Here is a 20,315-nt window from a genome sequence, read left to right as displayed (position 1 = left end):
CTGTACTGCGCGTGACGACCGCCGGGAGCGCGGATGTGCGCTTCCTGAATGCCGGGCTCCCGGACGGGCGTCCCGGCCGAGCGAAACGGGGCCGGGAGGAGCACCTCTCCCGGCCCCGTCCGTCCGCACCTGTCGGCGAACGTCGTGGGGGCTACTTCTTGGCCACCTTGCGCGTGGCCCGCAGCCATTCCCTGTTCATGCTGGTGATCGAGACCAGCGGGATGCCCTTGGGGCAGGCCGTGGCGCACTCGCCGGTGAGCGTGCAGCCGCCGAACCCCTCGGCGTCCATCTGCTCCACCATGTCCAGCACCCGCGTCTCGCGCTCGGGCGCGCCCTGCGGCAGGACGTTCAGGTGGTTCACCTTCGCGGAGGTGAACAGCATCGCCGCCCCGTTCGGGCAGGCCGCCACGCAGGCGCCGCAGCCGATGCACTCCGCGTGCTCGAAGGCGAGGTCGGCGTCCGGCTTCGGCACCGGTGTCGCGTGCGCCTCGGGCGCGGCGCCGGTGGGCGCGGTGATGTAGCCGCCGGCCTGGATGATCCGGTCGAAGGCCGAGCGGTCGACGACCAGGTCCTTCACGACCGGGAAGGCGGCGGCCCGCCACGGCTCGACGTCGATGGTGTCGCCGTCCTTGAAGGACCGCATGTGCAGCTGGCAGGTGGTGGTGCGCTCGGGGCCGTGGGCGTCGCCGTTGATGACCAGTGAGCAGGCGCCGCAGATGCCCTCGCGGCAGTCGTGGTCGAAGGCGACCGGATCCTCGCCCCGGAGGATGAGCTCCTCGTTGAGGGTGTCGAGCATCTCCAGGAAGGACATGTCGCTGGAGATTTTGTCCACCTCGTACGTGGACATGGCGCCGTCGGCGTCGGCGTTCTTCTGCCGCCAGACGCGCAGGGTGAGCTTCATGCGTAGCTCCGCTGGGTGGGGTGGACGTACTCGAAGACCAGGTCTTCCCTGTGCAGGGTGGGGGCCTCGCCGGTGCCGGTGAACTCCCAGGCGGCGGCGTAGCCGAACTCGTCGTCCTTGCGGGCCGCCTCGCCGTCCGGGGTCTGGGACTCCTCGCGGAAGTGGCCGCCGCAGGACTCTTCGCGGTGCAGTGCGTCGAGGCACATCAGCTCGGCGAGCTCCAGGTAGTCGACGATGCGGTTGGCCTTCTCCAGCGACTGGTTGAACTCCTCGCCGGTGCCGGGGACCTTGACGCGCCGCCAGAACTCCTCGCGGATCTGCGGGATGCGCTCCAGGGCCTTGCGCAGGCCGGAGTCGGTGCGGGCCATGCCGCAGAACTCCCACATCAGCTCGCCCAGTTCGCGGTGGAAGGAGTCCGGTGTGCGGTCGCCGTCGACGGACAGCAGCAGGTTCAGCCGGTCCTCGGTCTCGGCCAGCACCTCCTGCACCACCGGGTGGTCCTCGCCCACGTCGTCCTGGTGGGGGGTGCGGGCGAGGTAGTCGTTGATGGTGGCCGGCAGCACGAAGTAGCCGTCGGCCAGGCCCTGCATCAGCGCGGAGGCGCCGAGCCGATTGGCGCCGTGGTCGGAGAAGTTGGCCTCACCGATGGCGAACAGGCCGGGGACGCTGGTCTGGAGGTCGTAGTCGACCCACAGGCCGCCCATCGTGTAGTGCACGGCGGGGTAGATCCGCATCGGCACCTCGTACGGGTCCTCGTCGGTGATCCGCTGGTACATGTCGAAGAGGTTGCCGTACTTGGCCTCGACCGCCTTGCGTCCCATACGCTTGATCGCGTCGGCGAAGTCCAGGTAGACGCCCTGCCCGCCGGGGCCCACTCCCCTGCCCTCGTCGCAGACGTTCTTCGCGGCGCGGGAGGCGATGTCGCGGGGCACCAGGTTGCCGAAGGACGGGTAGATGCGCTCCAGGTAGTAGTCCCGCTCGTCCTCGGGGATCCTGTTCGGCGGCCGGTCGTCGCCCTTGGCCTTCGGCACCCAGATCCGGCCGTCGTTGCGCAGCGACTCGCTCATCAGCGTGAGCTTGGACTGGTGGTCGCCGGTACGCGGGATGCAGGTCGGGTGGATCTGCGTGAAGCAGGGGTTGGCGAAGTAGGCACCGCGCCGGTGCGCCCGCCAGATCGCGGTGGCGTTGGAGTTCATGGCGTTGGTCGACAGGTAGAAGACGTTGCCGTAGCCACCGCTGGCCAGGACGACGGCGTCCGCGAAGTAGGTGTCGATCTTCCCGGTGATCAGGTCCCGGGCGACGATGCCGCGGGCCCGGCCGTCCACCACGATCAGGTCGAGCATCTCGGTGCGCGCGTGCATCTCGATGGTGCCGGCCGCGATCTGCCGGCTGAGCGCCTGGTAGGCACCGAGCAGCAGCTGCTGGCCCGTCTGGCCGCGGGCGTAGAACGTACGGGAGACCTGCACGCCGCCGAAGGAGCGGGTGTCGAGCAGTCCGCCGTACTCGCGGGCGAAGGGCACGCCCTGCGCCACGCACTGGTCGATGATCTCGACCGAGATCTGCGCCAGCCGGTGCACGTTGGACTCGCGGGAGCGGAAGTCGCCGCCCTTGACGGTGTCGTAGAACAGGCGGTGGATCGAGTCGCCGTCGTTGCGGTAGTTCTTCGCCGCGTTGATGCCGCCCTGGGCGGCGATGGAGTGGGCGCGGCGCGGGGAGTCCTGGTAGCAGAACTGCACGACGTGGTAGCCCTGTTCGGCCAGCGTCGCGCCCGCCGAGCCGCCCGCGAGGCCGGTACCGACGACGATGACGGTCTTGCCGCGCCGGTTGGCGGGGTTGACCAGCTTCGCCTCGAAGCGGCGGGTGTCCCAGCGCTCGTTGACGGGCCCGGCCGGGGCCTTGGTGTCGGCGACCGGCTCGCCGGTCGTGTAGTCGGCGTAGGTTGTCATGTCAGCTCACCACTCCGGTCATGACGCCCACGGGTACGGCGACGAAGCCGATCGTGAGCAGCAGCGCGAGGACGTTCGCGGTCGTCTTGAGGGCCCGGTCGCGGGTGCGGCTGCCGGCGCCGAGGGTCTGGGCGGCGCTCCAGAAGCCGTGCCGGATGTGCAGGCCGAGGGCGAGCATCGCGACGATGTAGATGACGTTGCCGTACCAGGTGGAGAAGGTGTCCACGACGTTCTGGTAGGGCTTGCCCGTCTCGAAGCCGCCGGAGTGCACGGTGCCGGTGGTCAGATCGAGGAGGTGCCAGACGATGAACAGGCCGAGGATGATCCCGCCCCAGCGCATGGTGCGCGTCGCGTAGCTGGAACGGGGCCTGCTGTGCACGTACTTGCTGGGCCGCGCCTTGATGTCGCGGCGGCTGAGCTGGTACGCGGACACCGCGTGGGCGACGACGGCGATCACCAGCACGACGCGGATCAGCCAGAGCGTCCACTCGTAGTGCATGAACGGCTCGCCGACCGTGCGCAGCCAGTGGGCGTAGTGGTTGAACTCCTCGGCCCCGAAGTAGATCTTCAGATTCCCGATCATGTGGGCGACCAGGTAGAGCAGCATGACGAGACCGCTGACCGCCATCACTGTCTTCTTGCCGACGGTCGAGTCCCACACGGTGCGCGCCATGGACGGCCGTCGGTCCGTCCGCGTTGCCAGAGCCATGTCACAGGACGTTACGGGGGAGGCACCTCATCGGTCCAAGACATGGAACGCCTGGTTTTCATAGGCATGCCCTATCGGGGACGTATGCTCGCGCCATGCAGTTGCAGCAGCTCCAGTACTTCGTGGCGGTCGCCGAGACCCGGCACTTCACCCGGGCCGCCGAGGTGGTCCACGTGGCGCAGCCCTCGCTGTCGCAGCAGATCAAGGCGCTGGAGCGGGAGCTGGGCGCCGACCTGTTCCTGCGGGCCCGGGGGAACATCACGCTCACCGACGCCGGGGAGGCGCTGCTGCCGCTGGCCCGGCGCATCCTGGCGGACGCGGACACCGCGCGGCACGAGGTGCAGGAGCTGGCGCAGCTGCGCCGGGGGCGGGTCAGGCTGGGCGCCACCCCCAGCCTGTGCACCGGCCTGCTCCCGGACGTGCTGCGCGCCTTCCACGACCGCTATCCCGGCATCCAGCTGCTGATCGAGGAGGGCGGCTCGCACGACCTGGTGCGGGAGCTGGCGCGCGGCGCGCTCGACCTCGCCCTGGTGGTGCTGCCGCTGCCCACCGCCTCACCGGCGCTGACCACGGTGGAGCTGCTGCGGGAGGACCTGGTGGTGGTGTCGTCCCCGGAGTCGCCCCGGCCGGGTGGCGGGCGCCGCGCCGTGCGCATCACCGACCTGGAGGGCGAACGCCTGGTGATGTTCCGGCACGGCTACGACCTGCGGGAGCTGACCGTGGCCGCGTGCCGCTCGGCCGGGTTCGAGCCGGACTTCGCCGTCGAGGGCGGCGAGATGGACGCGGTGCTGGGCTTCGTGCGGGCCGGGCTGGGCATGGCGGTCGTCCCGCGGATGGTGGCCGCCCGCTCGGGCCGCGGCCTGCGGGTGACCCCGCTGGCCCGGCCGGGCCTGCACCGGACCATCGCCCTCGCCCACCGCAGCGACGTGGCTCCACCGCGGGCGGCACGGGAGCTGCAGCGGATGCTGCTGGAGCGTTAAGGGCCCCGCGCTCCGGGTGCCGCGCACCGCCGTCCCGCCGGGTCACTCGCGCGGCGACGCCACGGGGGGCACGCCTGGTCACGGCGGTCGCCGGGTGGGCCACGGACGCACCCCCGGCCCGGTGGGACCGGCCCCCGGTCCGGCGAAGCCGCCCCCCGGTCCGGTGAGACCACCCCCGACCCCGCCCGGCCGCGCCCGACCCGGCGCGACCACGCCCGGCCCCGCGAGGCGGCAACCGCGGCCCCGCTCCTCGCGTCCTCGCGACAGGCACGCGCCGACCCGCCCCGGCCCCCGGACCCCGGACCCCGGACCCCGGACCTCCGACCCGACCACCCGCCGGACCGCGCCCGGCCCCGCACGGCCGCACCCGAGCCTGCGAGACCGCCCCTCCGGTCGGCGTGGTGGTCGGAGAGCGCGTTCGACACGCTCATCGGCTCGGAGCCGGAGCCGCTGACGTACCGCTTCCGGGTCACCCACCCGCCCCGGCCCGCAGACCCCGGACCTCCGGGCCGGCCACCCGCCGGACCGCACCCGGCGGCCCCGCATGGCCATGGCCATGGCCATGGCCATGGCGGCTCTTGTCCCGACAGGCGCGCGCCGACACGCCCCCGCCCCGCAGACCCCGCCGCTCTCAGGCGAGCGCGGCCGGGCGCAGTACCTCCTCGCACCAGCGGCGGAAACCCGTGGGGGCGGTGTCCGGGGTGCTGGGCTCGGCGGCGCCGTAGAAGCCCTGGGTGTCCATCGCGGCGGCCATGTCGGCCAGGCCCCGGGCGCCCGCCTCGCTCGCCCCGAACCGCAGGGCGGACGCCCTGTACTCCTCCGGGGTGGTCTCCCGTACCCGTACCGGACGGCCCAGCACCTCGGACAGGGTCTCCGCCATGCCCGCGGGGGTCAGCGCGTCGGGTCCGACGAGCGGGACGTCGGCGCGGCCGGTCCAGGAGTCGTCGAGGAGCAGGCGGGCGGCCGTGGCCGCGATGTCGGCGGTGGCGCAGGTCCGCAGGACCCGGTCGGCGGCGCAGGCCATGCGGAACTCGCCCGTGGAGCGCAGGGCCGCCGCCTGCCCGAGCAGGTTCTCCATCAGGAAGGGCGGGCACAGGGCGCGGTAGTGCACGCCGGTGGCCGCGATCCGGTCGTCCATGGCGAGGGAGGCGGAGATCGGTCCCGCGTCCTTGGCCACGCCGCGTCCGAGGCTGGACACCGCGACGACCCGTGCGACGCCCTGCCGCGCGATCACCTCGCACAGCGGCAGCGTGAAGTCGCGGAAGTGGCCCTCGACGCTGTCGGCGCCGGGCGCGGGCGGCACCAGCCAGAACACCTGGTCGGCACCCTCGCAGGCCGCGCCCAGGACCTCGGGGTCGGCGTGCGAGCCCTGGAAGACCTCGGCCCGCTCCCGGGCCCGGGCGGTGAGCCGGCCGGGGTCGCGCGCGACGACGCGCAGGGCGGTCCCGTCGTCCCGGGCGCCGAGGGCGTCCAGGACGTTGTCGAGGACCTGCCGGCCGATTCCGCCGGTCGGGGTGGTGATGACGATCACGAGCACAACTCCGGTTCAGGGAAGGGGAGAAGAGAGGGACCGCGCCGGGGCGGGAAGCCCGTTCCGTTCGCATCCCGGCGCTCTTCCATCCTGTGCGCGGGACCGGGGGAACTGAAGGATCGATCGGATCCCGCTTGTTACCCTGAAGGCAATACCGGTCGGCGTCGGAGGGAGGCGAGGCATGGAGTCGCGTGCGCTGCGCTACTTCGTGGCGGTCGCCGAGGAACTCAACTTCGCGCGCGCCGCCGAGCGGCTGGGCATCTCCCCGCCGCCCCTGTCCCGGGCGATCCGCCGCCTGGAGACCGCATTGGGCGTCACCCTGTTCGAGCGGACCACCCACCGTGTCACCCTGACCCCGGCCGGGGACGTCCTGCTCGCCGAGGCGCGCGTCGCGCTGGACGCCCTGGAGGCCGCCGGGCGGCGGGCCAGACGGGCCGCCGAGGGGCCGAAGCTGGTGCTGGCCGTGAAGGCCGACGGGGACGCCGGGCTGCTGGAGCCGATCCTCGCGCGCTACGCCTCCGAGCCCGGGTCCGTGCCGGTCGCCGTCCGCCTGTGCGGATGGCAGGAGCAGCCACGACTGCTGCGCACCGGCGAGGCGGACGTCGCCCTCGTCCACGCGCCGTTCGACGGGACCGGCCTCGACACCGAGACGCTCGCCGCCGAACCGCGTGTCGCCGCCCTGGCCGCGGACCACCCGCTCGCCGCCCGCGAGCGGCTGGAGCTGGCCGACCTCGGCCTCGACACCGGCAGCGTGGAGCGGCATGTCGACGAGGCCCGGCGCGGCCACGACGACCTGGCCCAGGTGCTCGCGGCCGTCTCCCTCGGAAAGGTCGTCACCCTGCTGCCCGCCTCGGTGACCGCCCGCTATCCGCGCCCGGGCGTCGCCTATCGTCCCGTCGTCGACGCGCCGCCGGTCGTCCTCTCCCTCGCCTGGCCGGGGCAGTCCCGCTCGACGGCGACCGCGGCCCTGGTCCGAGCGGCGACCGCCGTCGCCGAAGCCGCCCACCACGCCACCTGAGCGTCGCGGCGGCACCGCTCAGCCCCGGCGCCGCTCAGCCCGTGGCGTCCACCAGGGCCAGTTCGTGCAGCCGCTCCGGCGGGCCCGGGCGGGCGTAGTACCAGCCCTGGGCCGTGTCGCAGCCCAGTATGCGCAGCTGCTCGGCCTGGGCGCCGGTCTCCACGCCCTCCACGGTGACCGCGAGGTCCAGGCTGTGGGCCAGGGCGACGATCCCCTCGACGATCTTCAGGTCGACGGGGTCGGCCGGGAACTGCTGCATGCTCTGGGTGAACGAGCGGTCCAGCTTGAGGACGCTCACCGGCAGCCGGCGCAGGTTGGCCAGGTTGGAGTAGCCGGTGCCGAAGTCGTCCAGGGCGATGTCCACGCCCATCTCGGCCAGCCGGCGCAGCGGTTTCAGCAGGTCGTCGTCCGCGCCGATCAGCGCCGACTCGGTCACCTCCAGGCACAGCGCGTCGGGCGCGACGCCGGTCCGCTCCAGGATCTCCACGGTGTCCTGGACCAGTCCGGGGTGGGTGAGCTGGCAGGGCGAGAGGTTGACGTTGATGCGGAGCGGGCCCGCGGCGCCGCCCTCTCCGTAGCGCTCGCGCCACAGGCGGGCCTGGAGCACGGACTGTTCCAGGACCCAGCGGCCCAGCGGCACGATCAGCCCCGTGTGCTCGGCGAGCGGGATGAACCGGTCGGGTCCGAGCACCCCGTGCTGCGGGTGCAGCCAGCGCACCAGCGCCTCGGCGCCGCGCACACTCCCGTCGCCGAGGTGGACCAGCGGCTGGTACTCGATGAAGAACTCGCCCCGCTCCAGGGCGGCGGGCAGCGCGGTGGTCAGCCCGTGCCGGGTGATGACGCGGGCGTCGGCCTCCGGGTCGGCCAGCTCGAAGCGGTTGCCGCCCGCCGACTTGGCCCGGTACATGGTGATGTCGGCGCTGCGCAGGACCTCGGCCGGGCTGCGTTCGCCGGCCGGGCCCTCGACGATGCCGATGCTGCCCCGCACGGTCAGTTCGCGGCCGTCGACGCTGACCGGGGAGAGCAGCGCGTTCATGATGCGCCCGGCCAGCTCGTCGACCTCGTGCCGGGTGTCGGGCCCCGTGGTCAGCGCCACGAACTCGTCGCCGCCGAGCCGGGCGACCATCTCGCCGGGCGCGGTGGCGCAGGCCTGGAGCCGGTCGGCGACCTCCACGAGCAGCCGGTCGCCGGCCGCGTGGCCGAGGCTGTCGTTGACGGCCTTGAAGCCGTCGAGGTCGAGGTAGCACAGGCCGAAGCGCTGTCCCGGGCCCGCGTTCAGGGCCTTCTCCAGGCGTTCGAAGAAGAAGCTGCGGTTGGGCAGGCCGGTGAGCGCGTCGTGCGTGGCCTCGTAGCGCAGCCGCAGGTTGAGCAGCCGCCGTTCGGTGGTGTCCTCCATCAGCGCGAGCTGGTACTGCGGGGTGCCGTCGGCGTCGCGCAGCAGGGAGACGGTGAGGTTGGTCCACAGGACCGTCCCGTCGGGCCGGTAGAAGGCCTTCTCCACGTGGTAGTGCTCGCGCTCGCCGCGCACCAGTTCCTGGTAGAGCCGCCAGACCTGCGGCGCGTCGTCGGGGTGGGTCCACTCCATGGCGCGGCGGCCGCCGAGCGCGGGGTCGGCGATGCCGAACATGCGCATCAACGCCTGGTTGACCTGGAGGATGTTGCCGTCCAGGTCGGCGATGCCGATGCCTATGGCGGCGCCCTCGAAGACCGCGCGGAAGCGGGCCTCGCTGGCGTGCAGGGCCTCGGCCACCACGCCCTGCGCCTTGAGGGCGGCCTGCGCGATGGCCTCCTGCTCGGCGAGGGTCCGGGCCCGCAGCGCCCCGGCGAACCCGGCCGCCATCGCGTGCTGGAGCCGTGCCGAACGGGCCCGCAGGTCCTCCGGGTCGCCGCCCTCGCCGCAGTAGAGCACCAGGTAGGCGTCGACGCAGTCCAGGGTTTGGGAGAGCGCCTCCGGGTCGGTGCAGTGCGCGTCGACGAGCGCGGCGCCGACCGCCCTGGCCTCCTCGGCGTCGAAGCTCCGGGCCCGCAGCACCTTGCTCAACCGGCGTGCCAGCGGAAGCAGTTCGGCCTCGAACTCGGTCCGGGTGGACGACGTCGACGTCACCGGGAACACCGCCCGGCTCCAGATCGTCGCGAACCGGCGCAGTCTGTCCTGCGGCCCGTCCGGCTCCCCGCTCACGCTGTACGCCCCACGCCGGCGAACCCGGAGAACGCGTACGGGTCCTCTTCCTCCGGCTCCCCCTCCGGCCTCCAGCGCGGCATCGGAACCAGTCCGGGTTCCACCATGTCGTACCCCTCGAAGAACCGCGCGATGTCCTCGCGCGAACGCATGATCAGCGGATTGCGGATGTCCTTGTACACGTCCACCGCGCCCCCGGCCCGCTCGGCGGGCAGCGGGATTCCCTCGTAGGAGGCGTGCGTGAGGACCAGCAGGCTGCCGGGCGCGAGCGCGTCGCTCAACTCGGCCACCGCGGCGTACGGGTCGTCCTCGTCTTCCACGAAGTGCAGTATGGCAACCAGCAGCAGGGCTACCGGTCGATTCAGGTCGATCAGCCGCTCCACCTGGGGACTGGCAAGGATCTCCCGCGGCTTGAGCAGGTCGCCGGCCACGACGTCCGCGTCGTCGTGACCCGCCAGGACGGCCTCGCTGTGCGCGACCGCGACCGGGTCGTGGTCGACGTACACCACGCGGGCACCGGGGCGGCTGCGTCCGGCCACCTCGTGGACGTTGCCGAAGGTGGGGATGCCGGAGCCGATGTCCAGGAACTGGTCGATGCCCTGGTCGGCCGCGAAGCGCACGGCCCGGCGCATGAACGCCCGGTTCGCCTGCATGATCTTGGGGAGGCCCGGCATGAACTCCATCGCCCTGCGGGCCGCCTCCCGGTCGACCTCGAAGTTGTGCGAACCGCCCAGGTAGAAGTCGTAGATCCGGGACACGCTGGGCACCGAGATGTCGATGCTGCGAGGGGCCCAGGCGGGACGCTCCATCTAGCTCTCCAAGGCATAGGCGATCCGGTGTTCGAGCTGAGGCTACTGATCGCCCGCCAAAGGGGCGAGCCCAAACGGAAATTGACCGTCCGTTCCCGGTCACTGCCTGCGGCACGTGCCGTGGGCGAAGGCGTGCCAAAGCATACGAACAGGGCCGTCCCCTCCGTCTGGGTACGGAGGGGACGGCCCGCGGTCGCGCGCCGAAGGAGGGCGGGCGGGAGGTCGCTACTTCTTCGGTGCGCCGACCGGCTTTCCGTCGGGCTTGACGGCGTACCAGGTACCGCCCACGCCCTGACCGTTGGTGTCCCCGGCCTTCTTGTCGCCGGCGAAGGTGTAGAGGGGCCAGCAGTCGATCGTCTGCTGGGCCGCGCCGTCGGGCCGGGTGAAGCTCATCAGCCCCTTCTTCTCCACGCCCTCGGTGTCGTCGGCCTCGACGGGTGCCACGACCGGCCACTTCTCCAGGCACGCGCCGGTGCAGGCCGACACCGGCTTCGGCCAGGCCTCGTCCTTCAGGAAGCGGTAGACGGTCATGCCGTTCTTGTCGACGACGATCTCGCCGAGCTTCGGGTCCTCGCGGGTGGACAGCCCGGCGGCCGGTTCGGCCTTGGCCTTCTTGCCGTCCGCGGCCAGCGCGTACCACTTCTTGCCGACGCCCTGGCCCTTGACGTCTCCGGCGGCGGTGTCCTTGGCGTAGCGGTACGCGGGCCAGCCGCCGATCGTCAGCTGCTTGGTGCCGTCGGGCCGGGTGACCTCGCCGAGCAGGTCCTCGTCGATGCCCTCGCCGGCGAGGGCATCGTTCGCGGCCACGGGCGGCCACAGGGTGGCGCAGTCGTTCTCGCAGGTCGTCTTGGGCGGCTGGGCGGTGTCGGCGTCGAAGCGGTAGAGGGTGCGGCCCGCTCCGTCGGTCACCAGCTCGCCGATCTCGGCGTTCGCCGAGACGGACAGCTTGCCGGCGGGCTCCGGCGCGCTCGCCGGGGCCTGGCCGGCACCCGTGCCGGTACCGAGTCCGTCACCGGCGCCGGTGGCGAGGTCGCCGACGTCTCCGGGGGCGGCCGTGGCCCCCACGTTCTGGCTTCCGGTGGCGCCGCCGCCGTCCTGGCCGCACGCCGTCGTCAGCGCCAGCAGCGCCGCGGCGCCCGCCACGAGTGAGGCGCTCCGCCAGGAGGTCTTCATCGTCAATCCCCGATCGTCACGAAGGTGTTGGGGCGCCCTGCTGGGCCGCCGCACGACACTGGGTACGCGCGGGGGAGCCCGTTGTGTTCAACCGGTCGCGGGTTTTCTTCCCCACCGGTGCCGTCCGTCCGCTGCGGAGCCCGGCCCCTCGCACAGGTTTCCGTGCTCCCGCGTGAGCGGGTCCTGCGTCGTCAAACCCCTGATGGCCCCATGTCCCTCCTTCGGGGCAATCGCCGGGCACTCGGGCGTGGGACGCTGCGCCAGGCTTCATGATCTGCGTCGTGCATGGACCCGAACCGACCCGATCCGCCGCCGCCGGACGGGTGTTGGCCCTGGTGACGCTGACGTTCACCCTCGTCGGCATACCGGCAGGAGCGGCGCAGGCCGACGCCTGCGCGTACGCGTCGACCGGACCGGACGGCACCGACGCGGTGGCGGTCGCCGGGAGCCGTTCCTGGCCCACCATCCCGCCCTGCCCGAGGCCCACCCCGACGCCCACACCCACTCCTACGCCCACACCTCCGCCTCCTCCGCCTCCCCCGCCCGAGCCGACTCCCCCACCGCCCCCCGCGCCGAAGCCGCCGAGGCCCGAACCGCCGACGCCCAGGCCCGAACCGCCGCCCCCGCCCCCGCGCGCACGGCCGGCGCCGCCCCGGCCCACACCGACGCCGACCCCGACGCCCCGTCCCACCCCGCCGCCGGTCCGCCCCGCGGTGCCCGCGCCCGCTCCCTCGGTCACGCCCCGTCCCTCGCTCAGCCCGGTGCACTATCCGCGCCACCGCACCGCCCGGCCGCCCCAGCGGTCCTCGCGCGGGACCACGTCGCCGCTCGTCTTCGTCCTGCTCATCACGGTGCCCGCGGTGGTCGCCGTCGCCGCGCTCCGTGCGCGCTGATCCCTGGAGGCCTCCCTTGCCGGAATGGCTTGTTCTCACCCTCGCGATGCTCGCCGCCTGTGTCGTGGTGGTCATCGTCACCCTCCTGCGCCACCGCACCGCGTCCGACGACGAGGACATCACCGAGACGCCGGACGTCATCGAGTACATGACCATGTGGATCGGCGTGGTGTACGCCATCGTCCTGGGCCTGGCCATCGCCGGTGTCTGGGAGGCGCGCAGCGCGGCCCAGGCCGACGTGCAGACGGAGGCCGTCGCGCTGCACGAGATCTCGGAACGGGCCCGGGTCTACCCGCCCGACGTCCGTGACCGCATCCGGGCGGATGTCAACGCCTATGTCGGACACGTCGTCACCACCGAGTGGAAGGTCATGGCCGACCACGGCGAGCTCACCGACCGCGGCACCGAACTGCTCGACCGCGTCCGCGCGGACGTCACCGACTACGAGCCGAGGTCGGACTTCGAGGCGCAGGCGTACCAGCCCCTCGTCGACCAGGTGGCCCTCGCGGACCAGGCCCGCAACTCCCGCGCGCAGTCCACCGGGGCGACCATGCCGGGGGTGGTGTGGTTCGGGCTGATCGCCGGGGCCGTCGTCACCGTCGGGATGGTCTTCGCCCTCCAGATCCGGCGCACGACCCGCGAACTGGTCCTCGCGGGGCTGTTCTCCGCGCTGATCGCCTTCCTGCTCTTCCTGATCTGGGACTTCGACGCACCCTTCAGCCGGGGTGTCGCCGCGTCGACCGATCCGTTCCTGAGCCTGTTCCCGGGCGCCGGGGACTGACCGGTACGGACACGGCACCGGGGACGGCGGCGGCCGACACGCCGTCACCGTCCCCTGACCGGCCCACACGCTTGCCCCATTCGCGCGACTGCGATCGCGGTGATGTGCACGGCTTCCTAGCGTTTCGGACATCGAGGTGCATACCTGGCGCGAGCGGAACAGGTCCGCCGCTGCTCCTCGGGGATCCGGAGGATTGACCATGCGCGCGATACCCGTCGCCTCGGTCGCACTGCTGGGCGGCGCCGCCCTCTCCGCCTGCGTACCGGCCGGGGCCGTGGGCTCGGACACGTTCGGCTTCACCGTCAGCCCCGCCACCGTGGCGCCCGGCGGCGAGGTCACGCTGGGGGTGGGCCGTACCGCCGCCGGCTGCCACGGGCGGGTCACGGTGACGTCGCCGGTGTTCGACACGGTCACCATCCCCCGCGACGAGTCGTCGGCGACGGCGCGGGTCGACCGGGACGCCCGGCGCGGGGCGGTCTACCGGGTGACGTTCGCCTGCCGGGACAAGACGGGCACCGTGGACCTGACCATCGCGGGCGGCGGCTCGCACCACCCGTCCGACGAGCCCTGGCACTCCAAGGGCGTGCACGCCGGGGAGGGCGGCAGCGTCTCTGGGTCGAACCTGAAGCAGATCGGGCTGGGCGCGGCGCTCGTCGCGGGGGCGGTGGGCACGGCGTACCACCTCTCCCGCCGCCGTTCCGGTGCGGACCGCGCCTGATCCCGGCCCGAGCCGCGCAGGACCGCCGCGCAGGACTTCGCCCCGGAACCGACGAGGGTCCGGGGCGAAGTCCTGCGGTCGTGCTCCGGTCGCGGACGGCGCTCAGATCCGCCGCTCGGAGCGGCGGCGCATCCAGAACAGTCCGCCACCGGCGACGGCCGCGGCGACGAGCCCGCCGCCGATCGCGATGTCGGTCGAGGTCGCCCCCTCGGAGCTGCTGCCGCCGAGGCCGCCGCGGACACCGCCGATGACGGTGAAGGCCGCCGGCCGGGTCAGCCGCCGGCCCGAGCAGTTGACGGTGATGTCGTAGGAGCCCGGCCTGGCGTCCTGCCTGATGGTGGCGGTGCCCCTGGACGTCTCGTTGGCTCCCCTGACCGGGGTCAGGTGGGTGGTCCTGAAGGCGTCCGAGGTCATGGTGCCGCCCTGCGGGCAGCCGTCGACCGTGACGGTCATCTGGCCGCCGCGGGCGATCACGCTGGGCAGCGCGACGATGTTGCTCGGCTGGTTGTGGTCACCCCCGGCGGTGGCCGTGGGGGCGGCCAGGGAGAGGACAGCGACGGCGGCGCCGGCTGCCGCGAGGGCACGAGTGGTGCGCATGTGATCCTCCGCGGAAGACGCCCCGGGTCCCGTCCCCGGTCGATCGGCGAGAAAGCGCCTCCCAGAAAGACCCTCAGTTGCCCCGCCCCCAGTCGCATTTCGGGAATGGTCCGTCCTGGTGAGCGCCTTGCCGGGCCGAAACCGCGCGAGTGGATATCGCCGCAGGTCACGCCCCGTCAGAAAATCTTGCCGGGCGCCTCCCGGATGGCGCACGGCAGGACGCGCGCACCACCCGTTCGCCGCCGCCCCGTCGCCGGTCCCCCGCACCGCGCTTAGCGTGCTCGTATGCGCGGATGATCCGGCGACGGCCGGATCGAGAGGGGAAGGCGAATGTACGACTCCGAGTTGGCCGAAGAGGAGGAGCGGCGGAGGAAGCGCGCTCCCTGGGGCGTGATAGCGCTTGTTCTGCTGACCGGTCTCGCGCTCATCCGCAACGGCTCCGGGGAATTCGACGTGGGCCCTCCGCAGCCCGCGTCGGCCGCCGCCTCGGACACCCGCGCGGCCGCCGCCGACGGCGCCTCCCCCGGCGTCGCGCCGCTGCCGTACTCGGTGCCGGACCGGGTCTCGATCCCCGCCATCCAGGTCGACGCGCCGGTCATGGGTATCGGTCTGGACGCGGACGGGTGGGTCGACGCGCCGCCGCCCGAGGACCCGAACCTGGCGGGCTGGTTCACCGGCGCGGTGTCCCCGGGGGAAAAGGGCACCGCGGTCGTGGTCGGCCACGTCGACAACGAGCAGGGACCCGCCGTCTTCTACGGGCTCGGCGCCCTGAAGAAGGGAAACAAGGTGGAAGTGCACCGCCAGGACGGCAGGACGGCGGTGTTCGAGATCTACGGCATCGAGGTCTTCGAGAAGGACAACTTCCCCGGCGACCGGGTCTACGGCGCGAAGGGCGGCGCGGAACTGCGGGTCATCACCTGCGGCGGCGGTTTCACCAAGCAGAACGGCTACGACGGCAACGTCGTCGCCTTCGCCCGCCTGGCCGAGATCCGCTGAGGGTGCCCCGGCCCGGCGGGCGCGCCGGCAGCGGTCAGATCAGGCGCCGCCGGGGAACGGTGAGGTGGTATCCGGAGTCGAGGAGTTCGGGCAGATAGCGCCGCAGGGCGCGCACACTCTGCGAACGGTCGCCCCCGGCGTCGTGCGAGAGCACCACGACGCCGGGGGCCGCGCCTTCCTCGACCCGGTCGACGATGGTGCCGGTGCCGGGAGTCGTCCAGTCGAGGGTGTCGACGGTCCAGGCGAGCGGCTCCATGCCGAGTTCCGCGCCGATCCGGAAGGCGGCGCGGTTCCAGGCGCCGTACGGGGCCCGGAACCAGCGGGGCGCCTCGCCGCAGGCCCGCTCGACGACCTCGCTCGTGCGCTCCATCTCGGAGCGGATACGGCGCCGGGAGAGTTTCGTCAGCAGCGGGTGGGACCAGGTGTGGTTGCCGACCACGTGCCCCTCGTCGGCCATCCGGGTCAGCAGGTCCCGGTTGTAGTCCGCCATCTCCCCGCACACGAAGAACGTCGCGCGCACCTCGTACTTCGCGAGGGTGTCCAGGATCCGCGGGGTGTACTCGGGGTGGGGCCCGTCGTCGAAGGTGAGCATCATGGTGCGCCCCCGGCCCGTCATGCGCAGGATCGGCTCGCTGCGCACCGGAGGCCGGGCGGGCGCGGCCCTCGGGGCGCCGTATCCGGTCAGCGGCTGGAGGCGGTAGGCGGACGGCTTGAGCGGGCTGCGCTGCGGGGGTCCGGGGGCGGGGACGGGGGCGGGCGCGGGGGACGGTCCGTGTCCCAGGCCCGCCGCGAGCGCGCCGCCGGCGCCGGCCGCGCCCAGGGCCGCGACGCCGGTGAGCAGGGTGCGGCGGGTGAGCAACTGGTCCTTCTTCATGACTCATCAGTCGCCCGGTCGTGGTGCGCCGCACCAGAGCAACACCGGGGCGGCGGCATGGAACCACCCGCCCGGCTCAAGATCGCCGGGTACTCCGATAGCCTCGCCGCGTGACGGAACAGCACTCCCATCAGTTCGAACGCGGCACGGACGGGCCGAAGGTCATCGTCGCCGGCGTGGACGGCTCCGACTCCTCGTTGCGGGCCGCCGCCTACGCCGGGGGGCTGGCCAGGCGGCAGGGCGCCCTGCTCGCCGTGGTGTACGTGCAGCCGGTGCTGGCGGGGGGTGCGGCGCTCGGGGCGTCGGTGGCGGAGACGACCGACGAGATCGCCGAGGAGCTGGTGGCCCAGATCCGGGAGGCGACGGAGCGGGTGAAGGGGATATTCGACGTCCGCTGGGAGTTCCACACGTTCCGCGGCGACCCGTACAGCGGTCTGGTGCGGACGGCCGACGAGCTGAAGGCGGACGCGGTGGTGGTGGGCGCCTCCGAGCAGGCCGGTCACCGGTTCGTCGGCTCGGTCGCGGTGCGGCTGGTGAAGGCGGGACGCTGGCCGGTGACGGTGGTGCCGTAGCACCGGGTGCGCCGCCGCGGGCTTCTTGGGTCCGTTGTGCGTCGTGACTTCCGTCACGGACGTGCGTGCGTCATCATGATCCACCGTCAGCCGTTTGCCGTTCACGAAGAGGTGAGGCGCATGGCCCGGTTCCGCATGGGTGAGGGTGTTCTCCGCCGCAAACCCATCGAGCACATCGAGGAGACGGAGAGCGGCGGGGGCCTGACGCGCTCGCTGGGGCTGTGGCAGCTGACCGCGATCGGCGTCGGCGGCATCATCGGGGCCGGGATCTTCACGCTGGCCGGCACGGTCGCCAACGGCACGGCGGGTCCGGCGGTGCTCATCTCCTTCCTCATCGCCGGTGTCGCGAGCGCGGCGGCCGCCCTGTCCTACGCCGAGTTCGCCGGGCTGATCCCGAAGGCGGGCTCCGCCTACACCTACGGGTACGCGGTCCTGGGCGAGCTGGTGGGCTGGTTCATCGGGTGGGACCTGCTCCTGGAGTACACGGCGATCGTGGCGGTGGTCGCCATCGGCATCTCGGGCTACTTCAGCTTCCTGGTGGGCGAGATGGGCGCCGATCTGCCGAACTGGATGCTGGGGGCGCCGGGCACCGGGGACGGACACCGGGTCGACCTGTTCGCGGCGGTGCTGTGCCTGCTGATCGCGTACCTGCTGACGCTGGGCATCAAGAACGCGGCCCGCTTCGAGATGGTCGTGGTCGTGCTGAAGGTGCTGGTGGTGCTGCTGGTGATCGGGGTCGGTGTCTTCCACATCAACAGCTCGAACTACCACCCGTTCTTCCCGTTCGGGGTCGGCGGGGCGTTCACCGGTGCGGCGACGGTCTTCTTCGCGGTCTTCGGGTACGACGCCATGTCGACGGCGGCCGAGGAGTCGAAGGACGCCCAGCGGCACATGCCGAAAGCGATCATCTACTCGCTGGTCATCTCGATGGTGCTGTACGTGGCGGCCTGCCTGGTGCTGACCGGCATGCAGAACTACAAGGACATCGACCCGGAGAGCGGCTTCTCGACGGCGTTCAAGTCGGTGGGGCTCAGCTCGCTGGCCGACATCATCGCGGTGGGCGCCATCATCGGCATCCTGACGGTGATGTTCACGTTCATGCTGGGCGTCACCCGTGTGTGGTTCTCGATGTCCCGCGACGGACTGCTGCCCAAGTGGTTCGCCAAGACGCACCCGACCCGGCACGTGCCGACCCGGGTCACCTGGATCGTCGGGGTCGCGTCGGCGGTGATCGCCGGGTTCCTGCCGATCGGCGAGGCGGCGGAGCTGACCAACATCGGCATCCTGCTGGCGTTCGTGGTGGTGTGCGCGGCGGTGATCGTGCTGCGCTACCGGCAGCCGGACCTGCCGCGCACCTTCCGTACCCCGTGGATGCCGTTCGTGCCGGCGCTGGGCATCGTCTTCTCGATCTGGCTGATCACCTTCCTCCAGTGGCAGACCTGGGTGCGGTTCGCCGTGTGGTTCGTGGTGGGTCTGGTGATCTACTTCTCGTACTCGTACCGGAAGTCGGAGCTGGCGCGGCGTTAGAGGGTGGTTCGTTCAGGGGAACGGCATCGACGCACCCCTCCCCCCGGACGCGCTCGCCCGGCGCCGACGTCACCGCCTGCGTGTGCGTCCTCGGGGCCGTGCCGAGCGCCCTCGGCCACGGGGAGGACGCCTGACCTACTTCCCCATCACCAGTCCGTCCTCGGCGGCACCCCGGCTGAGCACCACGTCGCGGATGCGGTCGCGCACGGCGCGCAGGTCGGCGCCCTCGTCGATCGCGCGGCTGAGGTCGACCACCCGGCCGGCGTCGACGTCGAACAGCTGCGGGACGAACTCCGCCTTCGTCACCTTCCAGCGTTCGCCGGCCCGGTCGGGCGGGGCGAAGGTGAAGCGGCCGACGGCCGACTGGTTGCCGCGCGGATCGCGCATCCCCTGGTCGTTGACCATCTCGCCCGCGATCTGGTCGCCCATGCCGTAGACCACCCAGGTGCCGTTGACCTTCTCGTAGGCCTGCGGGACATGGGCGTGGGTGCCGAGGATCAGGTCGATGTCGGGGCGGTCGCCGGTGCGCGCGGCGGTCAGGCTCCGGGCCAGGGTCAACTGGTCCTGGTCGGGCTCGTCCTGCCACTCGGTGCCCCAGTGCAGCGACACGACGACGACGTCGGCGCCGGCCTTCCGGGCGGCCCGCGCGTCCTCGACGATGCGCGCCTCGTCGATCAGGCCGACCGCCCAGGGCTGGTCGGCGGGGAGCGGGTGGCCGTTGGTGTGGAGGGTGTAGGCGAGGTGGGCCACCTGGGCCCGGCCCGCGCGCAGCACCGTCGCGCTGCCGGCCTCGGCCTCGGTGCGCGCCGTCCCGGCGTGCCGTACGCCCGCGCGGTCGAGGGCGTCCAGGGTGCGGCGGATGCCGTCCGCGCCGTCGTCGACGCTGTGGTTGGAGGCGGTGGAGCAGCCGTCGTATCCGGTGGCGGCCAGCGCCTTCGCCACCTCGGGCGGGGACTTGAAGAGCGGGTAGCCGCTGTAGTCGCCGTCGGCGCCGTAGATGGTCTCCATGTGGCACAGGGCCAGGTCGGCGCGCGAGACGAGGGGCCGGGCGCCTGCGAGCATGGGGCGGAAGTCGTAGCCGGTGCCGCCGGCGTCGAAGCGCGCCCGCTCGATGATCGAGTCGTGCGGGAGCACATCGCCGGAGGCGACCAGGGTGAAGGCGCCCTCGACGGCGGCGGGCGGGGCCGGGGCGGGCGGTTTCGGCGGTTCGTGGTCGCGGGCCTGACAGGCCGCGCCCGCGGTGAGGAGGGCGGTCAGGGCCAGGGCCACCTGCCGACTGCGTGTGATCATCCGTTCACTCCGCTGGGTCGCACACACCGATGAAAAGTCACATTTACTTACAAACAGATTCAGAGGGACGGTCTCCCACCGGCGGCTCCGACACGCCCATTAGCCCGTCCGGCGTGCGCGAACGGGCCGTGGAGACCCCCGCCGACCGCGCGCCGACCGTTCGTCGAACCGTTCGTCGACGCGATCGACCGTCCGCCGCACACCCGTGCGTGCGCCCTGTCCCCGCCCGGCCCCCTGCGGTGCCATACGGCCATGACGGCCGGAATCACCCTCACGGACACAGCGAACGGGACGACCGCCGAGCACGAGCTCGCCGCACTGCAGCGCGAGCACGGCCGGCCGCTCTTCGCGCTGCTGCTGCGGCTCAGCGACGGCGACCGGCAGCGTGCCGAGGACCTGGTGCAGGAAACCCTCGTCCGCGCCTGGCAGCACCCCGAGGCCCTGCGCGCCGACGACTTCGACTCCGTGCGGCCGTGGCTGCTCACCGTGGCCCGGCGGCTCGCGATCGACGCGCGCCGCGCCCGCCAGGCGCGCCCGCCGGAGGTCGGGGACGCCGTACTGGAGACCGCCCGCGTCTGCTCCGATCACGCCGAACGGGCCGCCGCCGCCCTCGATGTGCGCGAGGCTGTGAAGACACTCACTCCGGAGCACCGTGAAGTCCTGGTGCTGGTGTACTTCCAGGGGGCGAGTGTGGCGGAAGCCGCGGCCGCCCTGGGCATCCCACCCGGTACCGTGAAGTCCCGCGCATACTACGCGCTGCGCGCCCTGCGCAGGGTGCTACCGGGATACGCCGCCGACCTGCGGTGAAACCGGCCCTTTGG

Annotated in this window: 19 protein-coding genes; 9 read left to right on the top strand and 10 right to left on the bottom strand. The window is 72.6% G+C overall.

Going from position 1 to position 20,315, the window contains the following annotated elements; genetic code table 11:
- Positions 1-151 precede the first annotated feature (151 nt).
- Genes IE94_RS0122275 through IE94_RS0122265 form a run of 3 tightly spaced genes read right to left on the bottom strand, consistent with a single transcriptional unit; the run spans position 152 to position 3,520 of the window.
- Positions 152-901: a succinate dehydrogenase/fumarate reductase iron-sulfur subunit gene (locus tag IE94_RS0122275; protein WP_030187039.1), complete on the bottom strand. Its 750-nt coding sequence runs from the start codon at positions 899-901 to the stop codon at positions 152-154.
- On the bottom strand, positions 898-2,847 hold the full coding sequence (locus IE94_RS0122270) for a fumarate reductase/succinate dehydrogenase flavoprotein subunit (RefSeq protein WP_030187036.1): 1,950 nt from the start codon (positions 2,845-2,847) through the stop codon (positions 898-900). Before IE94_RS0122270 ends, IE94_RS0122275 begins: the two co-directional genes overlap by 4 nt.
- A 1-nt stretch (position 2,848) precedes the next feature.
- On the bottom strand, positions 2,849-3,520 hold the full coding sequence (locus tag IE94_RS0122265; RefSeq protein ID WP_030187034.1) for a succinate dehydrogenase: 672 nt from the start codon (positions 3,518-3,520) through the stop codon (positions 2,849-2,851).
- Positions 3,521-3,651: 131 nt separating this feature from the next.
- On the opposite strand from IE94_RS0122265, the gene IE94_RS0122260 reads away from it, so the two are divergent.
- On the top strand, positions 3,652-4,536 hold the full coding sequence (locus tag IE94_RS0122260) for a LysR family transcriptional regulator (protein WP_030187032.1): 885 nt from the start codon (positions 3,652-3,654) through the stop codon (positions 4,534-4,536).
- Between the two features lie 631 nt (positions 4,537-5,167).
- Here the strand turns inward: IE94_RS0122260 and IE94_RS0122255 are convergent.
- Positions 5,168-6,067: an NAD(P)H-binding protein gene (locus tag IE94_RS0122255; RefSeq protein WP_030187029.1), complete on the bottom strand. Its 900-nt coding sequence runs from the start codon at positions 6,065-6,067 to the stop codon at positions 5,168-5,170.
- Positions 6,068-6,248: 181 nt separating this feature from the next.
- Between IE94_RS0122255 and IE94_RS0122250 the strand changes: the two genes are divergently transcribed.
- Entirely contained in the window at positions 6,249-7,085 is an 837-nt protein-coding gene (locus tag IE94_RS0122250; protein WP_030187026.1) for a LysR family transcriptional regulator, read from the top strand.
- Positions 7,086-7,119: 34 nt separating this feature from the next.
- On the opposite strand, the gene rmdA is transcribed toward IE94_RS0122250, so the two are convergent.
- From rmdA to IE94_RS0122235, 3 genes are all read right to left on the bottom strand, one after another.
- Positions 7,120-9,264 carry a cyclic Di-GMP phosphodiesterase RmdA gene (gene rmdA, locus IE94_RS0122245; RefSeq protein ID WP_030187023.1) on the bottom strand — a complete coding sequence of 715 codons (2,145 nt, stop codon included), beginning with the start codon at positions 9,262-9,264 and terminating at the stop codon, positions 7,120-7,122.
- Positions 9,261-10,073 (bottom strand): SAM-dependent methyltransferase, encoded by an 813-nt coding sequence (locus IE94_RS0122240; protein WP_030187021.1) that lies wholly within the window; start codon positions 10,071-10,073, stop codon positions 9,261-9,263. Before IE94_RS0122240 ends, rmdA begins: the two co-directional genes overlap by 4 nt.
- 225 nt (positions 10,074-10,298) lie before the next feature.
- Positions 10,299-11,246, bottom strand: coding sequence for an SCO0930 family lipoprotein (locus IE94_RS0122235; protein WP_030187019.1), 948 nt, complete (start codon positions 11,244-11,246; stop codon positions 10,299-10,301).
- A 761-nt stretch (positions 11,247-12,007) separates the two neighbouring features.
- Here IE94_RS0122235 and IE94_RS41565 point away from each other — a divergent pair.
- The 3 genes from IE94_RS41565 (at position 12,008) to IE94_RS0122220 (ending at position 13,638) form a co-directional block, all read left to right on the top strand.
- A complete protein-coding gene (locus tag IE94_RS41565; RefSeq protein ID WP_037923271.1) occupies positions 12,008-12,139 on the top strand; it encodes a hypothetical protein in 132 nt (43 codons plus the stop codon).
- 16 nt (positions 12,140-12,155) lie between these two features.
- On the top strand, positions 12,156-12,920 hold the full coding sequence (locus IE94_RS0122225; protein ID WP_106977957.1) for a bestrophin-like domain: 765 nt from the start codon (positions 12,156-12,158) through the stop codon (positions 12,918-12,920).
- Between the two features lie 199 nt (positions 12,921-13,119).
- Positions 13,120-13,638, top strand: coding sequence for a hypothetical protein (locus IE94_RS0122220; RefSeq protein ID WP_030187013.1), 519 nt, complete (start codon positions 13,120-13,122; stop codon positions 13,636-13,638).
- A gap of 102 nt (positions 13,639-13,740) precedes the next feature.
- Here IE94_RS0122220 and IE94_RS0122215 read toward each other — a convergent pair whose 3' ends face one another.
- Entirely contained in the window at positions 13,741-14,235 is a 495-nt protein-coding gene (locus IE94_RS0122215; RefSeq protein WP_030187011.1) for a membrane protein, read from the bottom strand.
- Between the two features lie 330 nt (positions 14,236-14,565).
- Between IE94_RS0122215 and IE94_RS0122210 the strand changes: the two genes are divergently transcribed.
- A complete protein-coding gene (locus tag IE94_RS0122210) occupies positions 14,566-15,231 on the top strand; it encodes a class F sortase (RefSeq protein ID WP_030187008.1) in 666 nt (221 codons plus the stop codon).
- Between the two features lie 34 nt (positions 15,232-15,265).
- Here the strand turns inward: IE94_RS0122210 and IE94_RS0122205 are convergent, their stop codons facing one another.
- A complete protein-coding gene (locus tag IE94_RS0122205) occupies positions 15,266-16,105 on the bottom strand; it encodes a polysaccharide deacetylase family protein (protein ID WP_030187006.1) in 840 nt (279 codons plus the stop codon).
- Between the two features lie 110 nt (positions 16,106-16,215).
- Between IE94_RS0122205 and IE94_RS0122200 the strand changes: the two genes are divergently transcribed.
- Together IE94_RS0122200 and IE94_RS0122195 are read left to right on the top strand one after the other, a co-directional pair.
- The gene (locus tag IE94_RS0122200) at positions 16,216-16,677 is read left to right on the top strand and encodes a universal stress protein (RefSeq protein WP_030187003.1); all 462 of its coding nucleotides are present in this window, start codon (positions 16,216-16,218) and stop codon (positions 16,675-16,677) included.
- 120 nt (positions 16,678-16,797) lie between these two features.
- On the top strand, positions 16,798-18,204 hold the full coding sequence (locus IE94_RS0122195) for an amino acid permease (protein WP_030186999.1): 1,407 nt from the start codon (positions 16,798-16,800) through the stop codon (positions 18,202-18,204).
- A gap of 135 nt (positions 18,205-18,339) precedes the next feature.
- Here the strand turns inward: IE94_RS0122195 and IE94_RS0122190 are convergent, their stop codons facing one another.
- Positions 18,340-19,494 (bottom strand): CapA family protein, encoded by a 1,155-nt coding sequence (locus IE94_RS0122190; RefSeq protein ID WP_030186996.1) that lies wholly within the window; start codon positions 19,492-19,494, stop codon positions 18,340-18,342.
- A gap of 252 nt (positions 19,495-19,746) precedes the next feature.
- Between IE94_RS0122190 and IE94_RS0122185 the strand changes: the two genes are divergently transcribed.
- On the top strand, positions 19,747-20,301 hold the full coding sequence (locus IE94_RS0122185) for a sigma-70 family RNA polymerase sigma factor (RefSeq protein ID WP_030186994.1): 555 nt from the start codon (positions 19,747-19,749) through the stop codon (positions 20,299-20,301).
- Positions 20,302-20,315: the final 14 nt, after the last annotated feature.

Origin of the sequence: Streptomyces violaceorubidus (assembly GCF_000717995.1) — a bacterium.
Taxonomy (GTDB): Bacteria; Actinomycetota; Actinomycetes; order Streptomycetales; family Streptomycetaceae; genus Streptomyces; species Streptomyces violaceorubidus.
The sequence above is the reverse complement of the archived record's forward strand: the minus strand, read 5'-3'. Positions and strand labels throughout refer to the sequence as shown.